Raw genomic sequence first — 16,895 nt, 5'->3', positions numbered from 1 at the left:
AAGAACACTTGTGCAACCCGTGAACGGATAAGCTCGACGCGGGGCTGTTCCTCGGGGAACAGGGGCCGTTCCGGGGGGAAGGCGATCGTCCGATGTCCGCTGCCGCACCACACACGCCGTCGCGGGGCCGCAGAATTCTCGTGGTCTCGACCAACTACGCGCCCGAGCTGACCGGCATCGGCCCGTACGCCACCCAGCTCGCCGAACACTGGGCGGCCTCGTCGGCGCGCACCGACGTGCTCACCGGGATGCCGCACTACCCGGCGTGGCGGACCGACGACCGCTACCGGGGTGTCTGGCGCACCACCGAGACCCGCGCGGGGGTCCACGTCCACCGGCGACGCCACTACGTGCCGCCCCGGCAGACCGCGCTGCGGCGGGGCCTCTTCGAGCTGACCGTCCTCGGCCACGGGCTGCTCGCCCCCCCGAAGGGCCGCCCGGACGCCGTCGTCTCGCAGATGCCGAGCCTCGCGGGCGGCGTCATCGGTGCCCGGATCGCCCGCCGCCACCGCGTGCCGTACGTCCCCGTGGTCCAGGACCTGATGGGGGCCGCCGCCGCGCAGAGCGGCATCCGCGGTGGGGGCAGGGCCGCGTCCGTCGCGGCGGCGGCCGAGCGGTACGCCCTGCGCGACGCCGCCCTGGTCGGCGTCATCCACGAGAGCTTCGTCCCGGGCGTCACCGCACTCGGCGTCGATCCCGCCCGCATCCGGATCGTGCCCAACTGGACCCATGTGCGGGAGCCCACGGCCGACCGCGAGGCCACCCGCGCCCGCCTCGGCTGGCAGCCCGGCACCCCCGTCCTGCTCCACTCCGGCAACATGGGGCTCAAGCAGGGGCTCGACGTCCTCGTCGACCTGGCCCGGCTGGCGCCCGACGTCCGGGTCGTCCTGATGGGCGACGGCAACCAGCGCGAGGCGTTGCGCGCACGCGCGGCGGGCCTGGCCAACCTCGACTTCCTGCCGCCCGCCGGAGCCGACGAGTTCACCGACGTGCTCGCCGCCGCCGACGTCCTCGCCGTCACCCAGCGCGCCTCCGTCCTCGACATGAGCGTCCCCTCCAAACTCACCTCCTACTTCGTCTCCGGGCGCCCCGTCGTCGCCTCCGTGGCCGGTGAAGGCGGCACCGCCGACGAGGTACGCCGCTCCGGCGCCGGCGTGCTGGTGCGGCCCGAGGACCCGGCCGCACTGCTCACCGCCGTACGCGCGCTGGCCGCCGACCGCGCGGGCGCCGACCTGCTCGGCGCCCGGGGCACCACGTACGTCGCACAGCACCTGAGCCGCGAGGCGGGGCTCGCCCGCTTCGACGACCTGCTCGCCGAAGCACTCGGGAACGCACAAGGGAGCGCACGCCGATGACCCATCCCATCCGGGCCCTGGACGACCAGGACGAGCCGGCGCTCCTGCGCGACCAGTTCCGCCAACTCCTGCGCTACCGCGGCCTGCTCGCCACCGGAGTGCTCATCGGGCTCCTCGGCGGCGGCTACCTCGCCGTCGCGGGGGAGGAGACCTACGCGGCCACCGGCGAGGTACTGGTCCGCTCGGCGACCGCCGACCCCTTCGCCACCGGGGCCTCGGCCGACAAGGGCATCAACATCGGCTCGGAACGCCAGACCGCCGTCAGCGACACCGTCGGCACCCTCGCCTCCCGCGCCCTCGCGACCCACGGTGACCAGGTCTCCTCCCGCGACCTGCTCGCCGGGCTCCAGGTCACCAACCCGCCGAACACCCTCACCCTCCGTTTCACCTACACCGGGAGCACCCCGCAGGAGGCGCGGGCGCGCGCCGAGGCCCTCGCCGACGCCTATCTGGCCAACCGCAAGCAGCTCACCGAGAACAGCATCGAGAACATGGCGAACGGCTACCGCGCCCAGCTCAAACCGCTGGAGGAGAAGCGCGACCAGCTGGAGGAGCAGATCGGCGTCAGCACCGCCGACGACATCACCAGCGCCCGCGCGAGCCTCATCGTCTCCATCTCCGAACTCAGCCGGAAGATATCCGAGTTGAAGGCCCTGGACGCCACCCCCGGCTACCTCAACAAGAAGCCGGTGGCACCCACCAAGCCCACCGGCGCGGGCCTCGTCCTCCTCCTCGGCCTCGGCTCGGTCGTCGGGCTCGCCCTCGGCCTGCTGCTCTCCTGGGTCCGCCTCGTCTTCGACCCGACCGTCCGCTCCACCCACGAGCTGGTCCGCTCGCTCGGCGCCCCGCTGCTCGGCACCCTCCCCAGGGAGCGCGGCGCCGCCGCCTCCACGGCCCTGCTCGCCATCGGGCGCGGCGGCAGCAGACTCGCCGAGGAGTACCGGGCGGTGGCCTTCCGGCTGGCCTACGACCCCGCCTTCGCCGACCACCGCCGACTCCTGGTCACCGCGCCGCGCGGAGACAACTCGGCGGCCGCCGCGGCAGCGGCCAACGTCGCCGCCGCCTTCGCCGAGATGGGGCGCGACGTCCTCCTCGTCGAGGCGGACCTGCGGACCCCCTCCCTCGCCCGCGACCTGGGCCCCGCGGTCAGCGAGCCCCGGCCCCGGTGGGCCTCGGACGACAAGCGCGGCTGGCCCGCCGGCAGCCGGACCAACGTCGACGTGCCGGGCTCCGGCGCCTTCGCCCTGGTGGCCGGGGCCCAGGTGGACAACGTCCCCCGCGCCCTCACCTCGGCGCCCGTCGGACGGATCGTCGCCGAGGCGGACGCACCCGGAGCCGTCGTCATCGTGCTCGCTCCGCCCGTCCTCTCGTACGCCGACGCCGTGGCCCTCGTCGACCGGGTGGGCGGCGTCATGGTCGTCTGCGACCCGCGCGAGGTGCACCGCAGCGACCTGGAGCGCATCCGCGAGGTCGTCGGCGCGGCCGGTGGGCACCTGCTCGGAGTCCTTCTCCACCCCGGACGCAGCCGCCGGGCGCGCGCGGAGCACCGGAAGCTCCAGAAGTCCGCCGGGCGGCGGGGCGGGGGCGGCCAGGGCCCGGAGCCCGACGGCGCCGACCGGCCCGAGGTCACCGGCGATCCGGCGGAGACGATGGGGCTGCGCACCTTCACCGTGCCGCCCGCCCGCCGGTGAGGGCCCGCGGCGCCGTTCTCAGCTCCGTCGCGGACCAGGGGGTCGCCGCCCTCACCAACATCCTGGTGCTGGTCGCCGCCGCACGGCTCTCCACCGTCTCCGGCTTCGCCCGGTTCTCCGCGGTCTACCTGGTCTTCACCGTGCTGCTCGGCGTCTTCGGCGCCTACACCGGCCAGCCGCTCGTCCTGACCCGGCCGGGGGAGGCGGCCCGCAGCGCCTGCCGGTCCGCCGTCGCCTTCGCCCTGCTCGCCGCGGCCGCGCTCGGAGCGCTCCTGGCCGGCGGTGCCCTGCTGGTACCCGGGGAGACCGCCCGCGCCCTGCTGGCGCTCGGACTCGTGCTGCCGGTCGTCCTCGGCCAGGACGCCATGCGGTACGCCTTCTCCACCCTCCGGCTGCCGCACCTCGCCCTCGTCGCCGACCTGCTCCGCCTCGCCTGCGTCCTGGGCGCCCTCGGAGCGCAGAGCCGCGGAACCGGGGCGGCGCGGCTGGTCGCCGTGTGGGGTCTCTCCGCGCTGCCGGCGCTGCTCCTCTCCGCCGTCCTGCTGCGTGCCCGTACCGCCGGAGCACGGACCGAACTGCGGCCCCACCTGCGCCGCGGCCACCTGGGACAGCGGTTCGTCGTGGAGTTCGGGGTCGGCAACGCCACCAGTCAGCTCTCGGTGCTCGGCCTCGGCGCGGTCGGCAGTCCACTGGTGGTGGGCGCGCTGCGCGGCGCGACCACACTCTTCGGGCCGCTCAACGTGTTGTTCACCTCGGCCACCAGCTTCGGGCCGCCCCTCCTGGCCCGGATCGGCGACGAGCGCCGCCGGGTGCGGGCCACCGCCGCGCTCGCCGGGACGCTCGCCGCCACCGCCGTGCTCTGGGCCACCGTCCTCGCCCTCCTGCCCGACGGGGCGGGCAGGCAACTCCTCGGCGACACCTGGTCGTCGGCGGCCGCACTGCTGCCCGCGACCGGCAGCCAGTACGCGGCGATGGCCGTCGGAACCTGTGGGCTCCTCGCCCTGCGGATGCTCGACCCCCGGACCACCCTCTCCATCCAGGTGGTCTTCTCGCTCGCCGCCGTCGCCTTCCTGATCACCGGCTACGCGGTCGCCGGTGTCACCGGCGCGGCCTGGGGGCTCTGCCTCGGCTCCGTCTGCAAGGCCGTCGCCACCTGGACCCGGGTCGCGCGGCTGCGGCGTGCCGGCGGGACCGGCAGGACGGGCGTCACCCCGCCCGCCGTGCCCTCCGCTCCGTGAACGTGGTGACGAACGCCAGGCAGAGCGCCGCGATGGCGAGCTTCCCCACCGACTGGAGGAGCGGGCCGCGCAGCAGGATGAAGGTGTACCCCGCCACCAGCGGCGCCGCGATGGCCAGGACACTGCCCGGGCCCGGTCCGGCGCGGGTGACCGCCAGGGCGTACCTGCGGTCGGTGCGCGCGGCGACGTACCCGATCAGCGCGAGACCCGCCACCATCCCCGCCGGACCGAAGTCCACCCAGAACTCGGTCCAGAGGGGGGCGGAGAGGTTGGTCATGTTCATCCCCATCCACTGGCCCACCCGGACGCCGGTGTCCTCGGGCTTGCCGCTCCAGACCGCGCGCGGCACGAAGAACAGCGTGGAGCCCGCCAGTTGGCGGCCCCAGGTGTGGCCGCGGGTGTCCACCCAGGCGATGGTGTTGGCGAACATGACCGTCTGGTCGTAGTCCTTGGTCGCCAGCGGTTCGAACGCCGACGCCGACTGCACCGGCCGGTACCCCTCGTCGTCGTACCGGAACCGGTCCGCGTACGGGAAGAGCACCAGCGCCCCCACCACGCCCATCGCCAGCACGGTGCGGTACACCGCCGCGCTGCTGGGAAACGCCGTGAAGAGCAACGAGACGAGCACCGTCAGGAACCAGTAACGCGCATTGCTGATGGGGTTGTTGACGATCAGGTTGAGCAGTGCCAGCGCACTCCACACCAGCACCGTGGACGGAGAGCGGCGGGCCCTGCGGCTGGTCACCAGCCGGCGCGTCCAGAACAGCAGGGCGAGCAGCGCGGGCACCGTGCCGAAACCCTTGAGGAACGCCGAGCCGACGTTCGACTCCGTCGAGGCGACACCGCTCGACGCCACGGACGCGCTGATCTCCTGCCTGCTGCTGAAGAAGATGGCGGGGCCGCCGAGCTTCAGCACGTAGTAGCCGCTCGCCGCGAACGCCAGCACCACCAGCAGCCGCAGCCGCGTACGGCTCGCGACCGCGGGCCGGCCGCGCCGCGACCGCGAGGCGGGGGGCCGCCGCCGGAGCGGACGGCGCGAGGCCAGCAGCGCCCCCAGGTCGAACGCCGTGCACCCGACCAGGATCATCGCGGTGGCCGTCACCAGGTCCGAACGCGGCCCCACCAGCGGCGTCGGGGTCTGCCCGATGACCGCCTGTGCCAGCGGCGCGACGCCCATCGCGATGTAGACGAACATCCAGAAGACGCCTTGGAGCAGCCGGCGCCGGGTGGAGAGGATCATCGTCGCCAGCCGGGCGCCCGCGTAACAGGTCAGGACCAGCTGCAGCCAGAAGACGACGTCCCGGCTGCCCGTCCCCGGCTGGGCCGCGATCACCGCGGGCAGGAAGCAGACCAGCCCCAGGATCAGCGGCACCGCCAGCGCACGGGAGAGCATCGCCCAGGCCAGCGGCCTCGCCACGGGCTCCAGGGGCCGGCGGACGGCCGCCGTACGGGCCTTCGCGGCCGGAGCCGTCTCGTACACGGACGTCATGCGCCCCCCGTTCCGTGGACCTGGCAACACCCTAACGAATCAGGTCCGTTCGAACACCGTGAAGCCGGGAGCGCTCGGAGGCACGGCGCCACGGGACGGGTCCGGCCCCGCCGCTCAGCGGCAGGGCCGGAGTGAGGAGGGGCGCCACCCCCGCGGCTCCGGTGACGGCCGGACGGGGAACCGTCCGGGCGGTCGGAGCAGGCCTCAGGCCACGTCGAGGAAGAACTTCTCGTGCTCGCCGCCGTTGGCCTTGATCTGGCAGTTCACCGTTCCACCGGGCCCGGTGGCGGAGGTCACCCCGCTGCCGGTCACCAGGCGCAGGAAGACTCCCGGGAAGGCCGCCGACTCGAAGGAGAACGATCCGTCGGTCTGGGGGCGGGCGAGGAACTTCTCCCAGGGACCGAGGCCGAACTGACAGTTGACCGTCCCGCCCCCGGCCAGGGTGGCGGGGACCCCGTTTCCGTCCATGCGCAGGTACACGCCCGGGAAGGCCTTCGACTCGAAGGCGTACGTGCCGTCGGTCTGCGCGTGGAGCTTGTACGCCGTCCAGGGGCCCGTACCGTACTGGCAGTTGACCTTTCCGCCTCCGCCGTCGGCGGCCGCGGTCACGCCGCTCCCGTCCATGCGGAGATGGATGTCGGGGAAGAACGTCGAACGGACCGTGACCGACGTGCCGTCGGCCTTTGCGAGATCAGTTGCCGATAAAGGCATGGTGACCCTACTCCTTCTGTCCGGGCATACCCGGACGAGATCAGGTGCGGTTCCGTACCAGCTCGACCCGGACGTGGTGGATGCCGGCAAGAGGCATCCCCTCCCGGTGACAGGGAGTGCGACAGCCAGGGACGGAGAGCGGCGTCCGGGTCGATCAGGAATCTACGCACCGCGGGTCGGCGGACGCATTCATTCCTCTCCGTTGTCGGCAAAACGGCAACAAGTGCAAATAATTGATCAGATACGTCCCTTTCGGATCGATGTGGCGGTCTGCCCGCTGTCTGCCCACCACCCGGGCCGGGCCCCTCCCCGGCGTCCTCCACGGACGGCGGCGGGATCACCGCACGTGCCTCCGGCGGGAAACCCACCCGCGCGGGTGGAGCCGATGACTACGCTGTGAACAGTCGGCCGAGGTTGAGGGGCACCCTGGTGAGAATCCTGCACGTCGTCACGCTGCACACCCCGGACCACGCGTTCGGCGGGCCCACCCGGGTGGCGCTCAACCTCTCCAAGGTCCAGCGGGCGGCCGGGGACGACGCGCGTGTCATGGCGCTCGGGGACGGCTTCGGTCCGGGCGGACTCCCCGGTGAAGTGGAGGGAGTTCCGGCCCTCCTCCATCGCGCCCGGCACGTGCTGCCGATGTTCGAGGTCAGCGGGATCACCTCCCTCGCGCTGCTGCGCGCCGCCCGCCGCGCCATGCGCGGCGCCGACCTCGTCCACGTCCACCTCATGCGGGACCTGGTGACCCTGCCGGTGGCGCTCCTCGCGCTCGCGACCCGTACCCCCCTGGTGGTGCAGACCCACGGCATGATCGACCCGACCGAGAAGCCCGTGGCGAAGCTGACCGACCTGCTCGGGGTACGGAAGGTGCTGCGCGAGGCGGACGCGGTCCTGCACCTGACCGAGACCGAGCGCCTCGACGTCAACGCGGTGGCGGCGCCGGTCGCCCTGACCCGCACGGTCCGGCTGGTGAACGGGGTACGCCCGCAGGAGCTCAAGCCGGCCCGCCGGCCCGGCCGGCCGCCCACCGTCCTCTTCCTCGCCCGCGTCCAGGAGCGCAAGCGCCCCGAGGACTTCGTCGCGGCGATGCCCGCCGTACTCGCCGAGCACCCGGACGCCCGCTTCGTGCTGGCGGGACCGGACACCGGCGCTCTGGCGGGCACCCTGGCGCTGGCGGAGAAGCTCGGTGTCACCGGCTCGCTCGACCACGTGGGTCCGCTCGGGCACGAGGAGGTGCTGGCGGCGGGGCGCGCGGCCGACGTGTACGTCCTCCCGTCGATCGAGGAGCCGCTCGGGGTCTCCGTCCTGGAGGCGATGTCGGTCGGCACCCCGGTCGTCATCACCCGCACCTGCGGCCTCGCCCCCGACGTGGCGAGAGCCGGGGCGGGCCGGGTGATCGACAGCCGGGTCGGCGAGGACGCGGCCAACGCCGCCAAGGTCGCCGCGGCCGTCCTCGAACTGCTGGAGCCCGGTGTGGCCGCCGATGCGGGCAAGGCCGCCTGGGACCTGGTCAACGCCGACTTCACCATCGACGTGGTCACCGCCACCCTGCGCCGGACCTACGAGGACGTGGTCGGCCGCCGCCGGTGACGGACCCCCGGGCGACGGCCGGCCGGGGGCCGCGCGCACCTCCGGCGCGGCCCCCGGGTCCCCCGCTCGACGAGCGCGGGATCAACCCGTCTGCTTCTCCCGCGACTTGAGGGCGATCTGCCACCGGTAGAAGCTCATCGCCAGGGCGAAGTCGAGCCCTGCCCGGCCGTCCAGGAATCCCCGCCGGTAGACGTACATGTACGCGAACGACACCAGCGGCTTGAACGGCGCCTTGTGGAACAGCTGCCCCTGGCGGGACTTGACCCGCCGCACCTGTTCCTTGACGTCGGGGTGGTGCTCCAGCCACGCCTCCCAGTCGGAGTACCGGTTGTGCCGCTCGAACCACGCGGTCACCGGGTCCAGGTCTTGGTGCTCGATCGGGTTGCGCAGCGCCTGGGCGGAGTCGGCGACGGGCTGGTAGTGGCCCTCCACCTCACCGATGCCGGGGGCCGCGAGGTCGCCGACCTCCGGATAGGCGCAGCGGGTGCGGTCGGTCAGGGAGCGCTTGCGGATGGTGTAGCCGTGCCGCAGCCGCTTGCCGGAGAACCAGTAGCCGAGCGGGATGTCGTACGCGGCGGGCTTCGGGGCGGCGGGATCGGCGAAGATCGCGCGGAGCTCGGCGAGCAGCCCGGGGCTGAGCCGTTCGTCGCCGTCCAGCACGAGGATCCAGTCGATGTCCGGCCGCACGTTCTCCAGGCACCACTGCTTCTTGCGGGGGTGGCCGCCGTCCCAGGTGTAGTCGACGACCTCGGCGCCGCACGCGGCGGCGATCTTCGCGGTGTCGTCGGTGCTGTGCGAGTCCACCACGACCACCGCCTCGAAGTGGTCGAGCACCGAGTTCACCGCCTCGGCGATGTTGAGGCCCTCGTTCTTGGTGGGGATCGCGACGGCGATGGGCAGCTTGCTCAACTCGTGTCTCCTTCGGGCAGCCAGGCGTAGCAGCCTGTGGAGGTGAAGGTGCGGGCGCCCGCCGGGAGGGTGATGCGTACCGGCTGCCCGCTGGTGGAGGAACCCTGGTCGAGCACCTTGCCGGCGGCCCCTTCGGTCCGCCAGGTGCAGGAGGTGGTGGGGGAGACCGACCGGTAGGTACCGGACCGCAGCTCCTTGCCGGTGGTGGTGCCGTCGGCGTAGCCGAGCGCGGCCTCGTCGACGAGGTCCTGGTGGGCCGCGCACAGGTGGGCCACCGCGGGGGCCGCGTCGGGCACCTCGTCGGTGACGATCGCGCCCACGGCGATGCGGCGGTCGGCCTTGACGAGGAAGTCGAGCTTGTCGCAGGTCTCCTGCCCCGTCTGGAGGACGGCGGCCGGGTCCATCCCCCGGGGCACCCGGTCGGTGAGGTACTCCTTCTCCTTCTCGGTGAACGTGCCGGTGGCGGGCGTGAGTTCGGCGCCGGGGACCTTGGGTCCCCGGGGGGCCGGCGTGGCCGGGGCGGCGTCGGTGCCGGACGCGTCCGCCCCGGACCGAGCGCCCTCGGCCGGTGCGCCCCCGGCCGGTGCGGTGGCCGGACCCGCGACGGAGGGCCCTGAGGCCGCGGAACGGGGTGCGTCCGCGGCCGCCGGGCCGTGCTGCTCGCCGGACGAGCCGCACGCGGCCAGCGCCGCCGTCAGGATGACGACGGCGGCGCCGGCCAGGAACGGTTTCCTCATCAGCCCGTCCTGAGGGCGTAGTGCGCGGCGATCTGCGTGCCGCTCAGCGCGGTCGGGTAGACGGCCGTCTCGTCGATCTGCCCGGCGAAGAAGGCGCTGGTCGGCGCGTTCGGCCAGCCGCTGAGGGTGTCGCCGCCGACCCGCCAGTACCCCTGGAAGTTCTGGTTGGCCCTGTAGAGGAAGTTGGAGGCGCGCAGCACGCCGTCCACGTAGATCGCGATGCCCCCGCTGCCCTGGGTGGCGACGACGTGGTGCCAGGCACCGTTGTTGTAGGCGGCCGGCGTGGTGATGGTGCGGGTGGAGCCGTCGTGGACGCCGAAGACCAGCCGCCCGTCGTTGGTCATGTAGACGTGCTTGTCGTAGGAGGTGCTGTTCTGCATCGTCAGGTTGCCGTAACCGATGAGCTTGCCGCCCTTGGCCGTCGTCGTCTTGAACCAGGTCTCGACGGAGAAGGCGCCCGGCTTGGCGTGCCGGCGGTTGCTGTACGCGTACTCGTCGGTGCCGTTGAACCCGATGGCCGTGGACGCGCCCGCGACGGCCGCCGGGGTCTGCCGGTAGGACGGGGCGTTGCGCAGGAACCCGTTGTCCAGGCCCGCCCCGGTGTCGGCGGCGAAGGTGGAGGTGCCCTCGTCGTACCGCCAGTAGAGCGAGGCGCCGTCGGCGAGCACCTTCGCCGGGTACGCCTCCGCCGCCGCGGCCACCGTGGCCGACAGGGCGGGCGACTTGACGCTGGTGTTGGTGCCGTCGCTCGCGGTGATCCGGTACGAGTGCGTCTCACCCGCCGCGACGGCGGTGTCGGTCCAGCGCAGTTGCGGCCGGTCCCAGAAGAGCGAGGTGCCCGTCGTGGTGTGGACCGGGGTGGGGGCGCCGTCCTTGTAGATCCGGTAGGTCAGCACCCCGTCGTCGGTGTCCGAGCTGGTCTGCCAGTTGATGTCGATCTGCCCCGGCTCCACGGTGGAGAGCTGGACATTGGGCACCCACGGGGCCCCCGTGTCGGGCCCGTCGGCGAACCTGGTCAGTCCCTGCTGGGCGGCGGAGTTGACGGTGGTGAACTCGCCGCCGACCCAGAGGTAGTGGCGACCGCCGCTGTCCGTCTGCGCCATCACCCGGGGCCCGACCGGCTCGCCGATGCCGTCGTTGGTGTCCGGGAACCACGGAAGCAGTTGCGGGTCGTCCACCGACTGTGCCAGCAGGTGCTTGCGCGGCTGGTCGGGGAACTCGCCCATGCTGGAGCAGTCGTGGGCGTGGCTCCCGCTGTAGAGCACGCCGGAGTGGACCAGCACGGCCTGGGTGGCGCCCAGGCAGGTGTCGCGCCATCGCTGCTGGAAGTCGTCCAGGTCGACCGCGATGCGTCCGTCGAACACCCCGCCGCCGGTGCCCTCGTTGGCCGTGTAGAACCCGGTGGCGTCCGAGGTGAGGTCCTGCACGGTGGAGGTGTTGGGTACGAAGCCGGGGTAGGCGGTCGTCACGGCTCCGGTGGTGGCGTCCACCACGGCCAGCGCGTGCGAGGTGGTCCCGTTGACGGTGAAGAAGTCGCCGCCGAGCACCACGTGCTGCCCGTCCGGCGTCACCTCGACCGCCCGGGCGACCTCGTCGGCGTTGGCGGTGAACGGCAGCAGGTCGGCGCCGGTGGTGACGGCGGCGAACTTGTTGCGGGTCTGGCCGCCCACGCTGTTGAAGTCGCCGCCCAGGTAGACCGTGTCGCCGGTGGCGGCGATGGCCCGGACGGTCGCCGAGACGGCGATCTTGAAGTCGGCGCGCGGGGTGCAGGTCGCCGTGTCGATCGCCGCGACGTTGGCGACGCCGACGCCGTTCACCGAGCCGAACTGCCCGCCCGCGTAGAGCGTCGCGCCGTCCGGAGAGAGGGTGAGGGCGCGCACGGTCGCGGTGCCGGAGGAGAGCGTGAACGAGAGCGAGCAGTCGGTCGGCGCGCCGGTCGCCGCGTCGAAGGCGGCGAAGTTCACCGCGGGCGACTCCGAGGTTCCCGGGGTGGCGTCCGGCGGACGCACGGTGGAGAAGGTGCCGCCGGCGTAGACCACGCCGTCGGTCGCGGCCATCGACCAGACGATGCCGTTGGTCTGCCAGGTGGAGAGGTCGTCGGCGGTGACCGACACCGGCGGCGTCAGCGAGGCCGCCGGGGAAGTCCCGGCCGCGGTCGCGGTCAGGGCTCCGGCCAGCAGGCAGAAGGCGGCGGATGCGGCGCGCTTGCGGCCACGTCCGACGGATCTCCGCCCCGTACGTCCGTTCATCATTCAGCTCCGAAGGTGAGGACCAGCTGCGGCCGGTAGGCCGCGGTGGAGACCTCGCTCGACCAGATACGGAGGCTGTCCGTACCCGTGTTGGTCAGGGCGAGTGAAGTGGCGGAGCCGAGGGCCCCGCCCAGGGCCGGCGCGTCCAGCTCCACCGAGTAGTCGGTGGAGACGGCGCTCGCGCCGGTGATGGTCCCCAGCGCGGTCGCACCGAGCGCCGGCCGGGTGTTGTAGGTGACCGTCGATTCGGTCCAGGCCCCGGTCACCGGCACCACCTGATGGCTCTCGACGGAACCCGCCGTGGAGTCGGAGGAGGTGCGGAAGTCGATCCGGGCGCCCTTGAGCACCTGACCGGCGGGGGCCGCCGGCAGGTCGTAGCGGAGATAGCCCACGTACGCGGTGGTGCCGCGCGAGGCGATCTGGGTGTCGTCGTACGTCGTGTTCGGAGCGACGCCGTTGACGTACGCGTCCTCCACCGGGGTGAGGGTGAGCGTGGTCTCCTCGCCGCCCCCGCCGCCGGGAGCGGGCGGCGCGTCCGCGAGGTCGTAGTGCCCGGCGACCTGCGACGCGGTGAGGGCCGTCGGGTAGACGGCGGTCTCGTCGACCTGCCCGGCGAGGTAGGTGCTGGTCGGACGGTTGGGCCAGGCGTTGTTCATCGCGTCTCCGCCGACCCGCCAGTAGCCGTCGTACGAGCGGCTGCCGGTCGCCGGATCGGCGCCGGCGGCCTCGCCGTCCACGTACAGCACCATCCCTCCGGAGCCCTGGGTGGCGACCACGTGGTGCCAGACGCCGTCGTCGTAGCTGCCGGTGGTGGTGATCGTCGGCCGGCTGGCTCCGGACTGGACCCCGAAGGCGAGCCGGCCGTCGTCGGTGAGGTAGACGATCTTGTCGGAGATGCCGCTGGTGTGCCCCTGGGCGGTACCGATGTTGTTCCCGTAACCGATGATCCGGCCCCCGGTCGTCGAGGTCGTGCGGAACCAGGTCTCGACCGAGTAGGGCGAGGGCGAGGCGTAGTGGTGGCGCCGGTCGCTGTAGACGTACTCGTCCGTACCGTTGAGGCCCAGAGCGGCCGAACCGGCCACCGCCCCGGCGGCGCGGTACGTCGGGGCGTTGGCGTACACGCCTCCGTCGAGCCGGTCCGAGGCGTCCGCCGCGAATGCGCCGCCCGCCTCGTCGTAGCGCCAGTACAGCTGGGCGCCGTCGGCGAGGACCCGCTCCTGGTACGGGGAGGCGGACGGGGCGGCGGTGACCGTGACGGCGGCGGACCGGTCGCTGGTGTTGGTCCCGTCGCTCGCACTGACCCGGTAGGTGTACGTCTGCCCGGCCACCACACCGGTGTCGGTGAAGGTCAGCTGCGGGCGGCTGAAGAAGAGCGAGGAACCCGTGGTGGTGTACACCGGCGTCGACGCCCCGTCGCGGTAGACCCGGTAGGTCAGCGAAGAGTCGTCCAGATCCAGCGAGGAGCGCCAGGCGACCCTCACCTGCCCGGCCCTCGGCGCGGAGACGCTCACCACCGGTACGGCGGGCGCCCCCGTGTCCGGGGAGTCGGCGAACCTGGTCAGCGCCTGCTGCGGGGATCCGTTGACGGTGGTGAACTCGCCGCCGACCCAGAGGAAGTCGCGCCCGTCCCGGCCCGACACCGCCAGCGCGCGCGGCCCGACCGGCTCGCCGATGCCGTCGTTGGTGTCCGGCAGCCACCCCAGCATCGCCGGGTCGTCCACCGACTGGGCGGTGAGGTGCTTGCGGACCTGGTTCGGGAACCCGCCCATGCTGGAGCAGTCGTGCACGTGGCTGCCCGCGTACAGCACGCCCCGGTGGACCCGGAGCGCCTGGGTGGCGCCCTGGCAGGTGTCGCGCCAGCGCTGGCCGAAGCCGTCCAGTTCCATGGCGAGGCGCCCGTCGAAGGAGTTGCCGCCCATGCCCTCGCCCGCGACGTACCAGCCGTCGGAGGCCTCGTCGGTCACGATGTCCTTGATGACGGCGGACGCCGGGACGAAGCCGTTCGGGTAGGTGTGGGTGAGCGCCCCGGAGGACACGTCCGTCACCGCGAGGGCGTGCGTCGCGGTACCGCCCACCGTGGTGAAGTCGCCCCCGATCAGCACGGAGGAACCGTCCGGCACGACCTTCAGGGCCCGCCCCGGGTCGTCCGCGTCCGGGTTCCACGCCGTCAGCGCACCCGCCGGAGTCACCGCGCCGAAGAAGCGCCGCGCGGCGCCGTTCACCGTCTGGAAGTCGCCGCCCGCGTACACCGTCCCGTTGGCCGAGACGTCCAACGCCCGCACCGTGGCGCTGAAGTTCGGGGCGAAGCCCGGGCGCACCGTGCAGGTGGCGGTGTTGATGGCGACCAGGCCGTTCACGGAGGTGCCGTTCACCGCCTGGAAGTAACCGCCCGCGTAGAGCGTCGACTTGTCGGGGGAGAGCGCCAGCGCCCGCACGGTGGCCGTGCCGCTGCCGCGGGTGAAGGAGAGCGAGCAGCCGGCAGGCGCCCCGGTCGCGGCGTTGAACGCCGCGAAGTTCACCGCCGCCGCCGACCCGGCGCCGCCCGCGGCCACTCCGGCGGGCCGGACCTGCGAGAAGGTGCCGCCCGCATAGACGACCCCGTTCGCCTCCGCCAGCGCCCACACGATGCCGTTGGTCTGGTAGGTGGACAGGCTGTCGGCGGTGAAGCCGACCGGGGAAGTCAGCGCGTCGGCCGCAGGGGCGCCGGCCGCGGAGGCGGAGAGCACCCCCGCCGCCAGCGCCAGGACCGTCGCGCCCACGCCGCCCCGGCTCCGGCCGGGGCGGCGTGGCGCGCTCATCGGTCCACCCGCACGGCCGCTCCGCTGAGCTGCGCCTCCAGCGACCGGACGTCGGCGTCGACCATGATGCGCGCCAGCTCCATGGACCGCACCTCCGGCTTCCAGCCGAGCAGATCCTCCGCCTTCGAGGCGTCACCGATCAACGCGTCGACTTCGCTCGGGCGTTCGTACTTCGGGTCGTACCGGACGTGCTCGCGCCAGTCCAGGCCCGCGTGGGCGAAGGAGTGCTCCAGGAACTGGCGGACGCTGACCCCCTCGCCGGTCGCCACCACGTAGTCGTCCGGGGTGTCGCGCTGGAGCATCCGCCACATCGCGTCCACGTACTCCGGGGCGTACCCCCAGTCGCGCACCGCGTCGAGGTTCCCGAGGTGCAGCCGGTCCTGGAGCCCGGCCTTGATGCGGGCCACGCCCCGGGTGATCTTGCGGGTCACGAAGGTCTCGCCCCGGCGCGGGGACTCGTGGTTGAAGAGAATGCCGTTCACCGCGAACATGTCGTACGCCTCACGGTAGTTGACCGTGGCCCAGTACGCGTACACCTTCGCCACGCTGTACGGGCTGCGCGGGTGGAACGGTGTCGTCTCGTTCTGCGGGGGCGGGGTGGAGCCGAACATCTCGGAGGACGAGGCCTGGTAGACGCGGGTGTCGATGCCGCTGGCGCGCACCGCCTCCAGCAGCCTGATCGCGCCGAGACCGGTGACGTCGCCCGTGTACAGGGGCGCGTCGAAGGAGACCCGGACGTGCGACTGGGCACCGAGGTTGTAGACCTCGTCGGGCTGGACCTCGCGCAGCAGGTTCACCAGGGCGACGCCGTCGGAGAGGTCCGCGTGGTGCAGCACGAAGGAGCGCTCCGCCTCCTCGGGACCCTGGTAGATGTGGTCGATGCGTTCGGTGTTGAAGCTGGACGAACGTCGTATGAGCCCGTGGACCGTGTAGCCCTTGTCGAGCAGCAGCTCGGACAGGTACGAGCCGTCCTGCCCGGTCACGCCGGTGATGAGTGCGGTCTTGGCCATGACTCCCCCCTTCTCTGGTCGCCTGAACGGCGTTCGATACCCCGGATGTTCATCTGATGAGTGATTTGCGGTGAAAAGGTCACCGCGGTGTGTGCCGGCTGGCAGAATCCGGGCCATGACGACTGATCGAAGCCCTCGGTCCGCAGGACCCCCCCAGGAATCCGATCTCCCCCTACTGCGCCCCGGCGCCCGCATATTCGTGGCGGGTCACCGCGGACTGGTCGGTTCGGCGGTGGTCCGCCGACTGACCGAGGACGGCCACGAGGTACTCACCCGCGGCCGCGACCTCCTCGACCTGCGCGACGGTGCGCGGACCGAGGCGTATCTGCGGGACGTCCGCCCGGACGCCGTCGTCCTGGCCGCCGCCAAGGTCGGCGGGATCATGGCGAACAGCACCTGGCCGGTGCAGTTCCTGGAGGACAACCTCCGCATCCAGCTGAGCGTGATCGCCGGTGCCCACGCGGCGGGCACCCAGCGCCTGCTCTTCCTCGGCTCGTCGTGCATCTACCCGAAGCACGCCCCCCAGCCGATCAGCGAGGACGCGCTGCTCACCGGCCCGCTGGAGCCGACCAACGAGGCCTACGCACTGGCCAAGATCGCCGGCATCGTGCAGACGCAGTCGTACCGCAGGCAGTACGGCGCCTCCTACATCAGCGCCATGCCGACCAATCTCTACGGCCCGGGCGACAACTTCGACCTGGCGACCTCGCACGTGCTGCCCGCCCTCGTCCGCCGCTTCCACGAGGCGAAGCGGGACGCCGCGCCCTCCGTCACCCTGTGGGGCTCCGGCACCCCCCGCCGCGAGTTCCTCCACGTCGACGACCTCGCCTCGGCCTGTTCCCTGCTGCTGACCTCCTACGACGGCGACGACCCGGTCAACGTCGGCTGCGGGGAGGACCTGACCATCCGCGAACTCGCCGAAACCGTGCGCGAGGTGACCGGTTATCGGGGTGAGATCCGGTGGGACACCTCCAAGCCCGACGGGACCCCCCGCAAACTGCTCGACGTGGAGCGCCTGACGGCCCTCGGCTTCGCACCGAAGATCTCGTTGCGGGACGGCATCGCCGGAACCTACGCCTGGTGGCGCGAGCGGAGTTCCGCCGCCGGATGAGCCGGAT

12 protein-coding genes are annotated in these 16,895 nt (G+C 72.7%); 5 read left to right on the top strand and 7 right to left on the bottom strand.

Going from position 1 to position 16,895, the window contains the following annotated elements:
- Positions 1-92 precede the first annotated feature (92 nt).
- From PZB77_RS06000 to PZB77_RS05990, 3 genes are read left to right on the top strand one after another with little or no spacing between them, the layout of a single operon-like run.
- Entirely contained in the window at positions 93-1,355 is a 1,263-nt protein-coding gene (locus tag PZB77_RS06000) for a glycosyltransferase (RefSeq protein ID WP_275491518.1), read from the top strand.
- Positions 1,352-3,046 carry a lipopolysaccharide biosynthesis protein gene (locus PZB77_RS05995; protein ID WP_275491517.1) on the top strand — a complete coding sequence of 565 codons (1,695 nt, stop codon included), beginning with the start codon at positions 1,352-1,354 and terminating at the stop codon, positions 3,044-3,046. The genes PZB77_RS06000 and PZB77_RS05995 overlap by 4 nt, the downstream gene beginning before the upstream one ends.
- Positions 3,043-4,284, top strand: a complete 1,242-nt coding sequence (locus tag PZB77_RS05990) for a hypothetical protein (protein ID WP_275491516.1) — start codon at positions 3,043-3,045, stop codon at positions 4,282-4,284. The genes PZB77_RS05995 and PZB77_RS05990 overlap by 4 nt, the downstream gene beginning before the upstream one ends.
- Here PZB77_RS05990 and PZB77_RS05985 read toward each other — a convergent pair.
- Both PZB77_RS05985 and PZB77_RS05980 read right to left on the bottom strand, forming a co-directional pair.
- Positions 4,253-5,773: a hypothetical protein gene (locus PZB77_RS05985; protein WP_275491515.1), complete on the bottom strand. Its 1,521-nt coding sequence runs from the start codon at positions 5,771-5,773 to the stop codon at positions 4,253-4,255. The genes PZB77_RS05990 and PZB77_RS05985 overlap by 32 nt on opposite strands.
- Before the next feature lie 204 nt (positions 5,774-5,977).
- A complete protein-coding gene (locus PZB77_RS05980; protein ID WP_275491514.1) occupies positions 5,978-6,484 on the bottom strand; it encodes a hypothetical protein in 507 nt (168 codons plus the stop codon).
- 429 nt (positions 6,485-6,913) lie between these two features.
- Here PZB77_RS05980 and PZB77_RS05975 point away from each other — a divergent pair, with 429 nt between their 5' ends.
- Positions 6,914-8,074 (top strand): glycosyltransferase, encoded by a 1,161-nt coding sequence (locus PZB77_RS05975; RefSeq protein ID WP_275491513.1) that lies wholly within the window; start codon positions 6,914-6,916, stop codon positions 8,072-8,074.
- 81 nt (positions 8,075-8,155) lie between these two features.
- Here PZB77_RS05975 and PZB77_RS05970 read toward each other — a convergent pair whose 3' ends face one another.
- The 5 genes from PZB77_RS05970 to gmd are packed head-to-tail and all read right to left on the bottom strand — an operon-like array spanning position 8,156 to position 15,777.
- A complete protein-coding gene (locus tag PZB77_RS05970; protein ID WP_275491512.1) occupies positions 8,156-8,983 on the bottom strand; it encodes a glycosyltransferase family 2 protein in 828 nt (275 codons plus the stop codon).
- A complete protein-coding gene (locus PZB77_RS05965; RefSeq protein ID WP_275491511.1) occupies positions 8,980-9,720 on the bottom strand; it encodes a hypothetical protein in 741 nt (246 codons plus the stop codon). The genes PZB77_RS05970 and PZB77_RS05965 overlap by 4 nt, the downstream gene beginning before the upstream one ends.
- The gene (locus tag PZB77_RS05960) at positions 9,720-11,972 is read right to left on the bottom strand and encodes a LamG domain-containing protein (protein ID WP_275491510.1); all 2,253 of its coding nucleotides are present in this window, start codon (positions 11,970-11,972) and stop codon (positions 9,720-9,722) included. Before PZB77_RS05960 ends, PZB77_RS05965 begins: the two co-directional genes overlap by 1 nt.
- Positions 11,969-14,767: a LamG-like jellyroll fold domain-containing protein gene (locus PZB77_RS05955; RefSeq protein ID WP_275491509.1), complete on the bottom strand. Its 2,799-nt coding sequence runs from the start codon at positions 14,765-14,767 to the stop codon at positions 11,969-11,971. The genes PZB77_RS05960 and PZB77_RS05955 overlap by 4 nt, the downstream gene beginning before the upstream one ends.
- Positions 14,764-15,777, bottom strand: coding sequence for a GDP-mannose 4,6-dehydratase (gene gmd / locus PZB77_RS05950; protein WP_275491508.1), 1,014 nt, complete (start codon positions 15,775-15,777; stop codon positions 14,764-14,766). The genes PZB77_RS05955 and gmd overlap by 4 nt, the downstream gene beginning before the upstream one ends.
- A gap of 115 nt (positions 15,778-15,892) precedes the next feature.
- On the opposite strand from gmd, the gene PZB77_RS05945 reads away from it, so the two are divergent.
- A complete protein-coding gene (locus tag PZB77_RS05945; RefSeq protein ID WP_275491507.1) occupies positions 15,893-16,888 on the top strand; it encodes a GDP-L-fucose synthase in 996 nt (331 codons plus the stop codon).
- Positions 16,889-16,895: the final 7 nt, after the last annotated feature.

The organism is Streptomyces sp. AM 2-1-1 (genome assembly GCF_029167645.1).
In the GTDB taxonomy this organism is placed as follows: domain Bacteria; phylum Actinomycetota; class Actinomycetes; order Streptomycetales; family Streptomycetaceae; genus Streptomyces.
The sequence above is the reverse complement of the archived record's forward strand: the minus strand, read 5'-3'. Positions and strand labels throughout refer to the sequence as shown.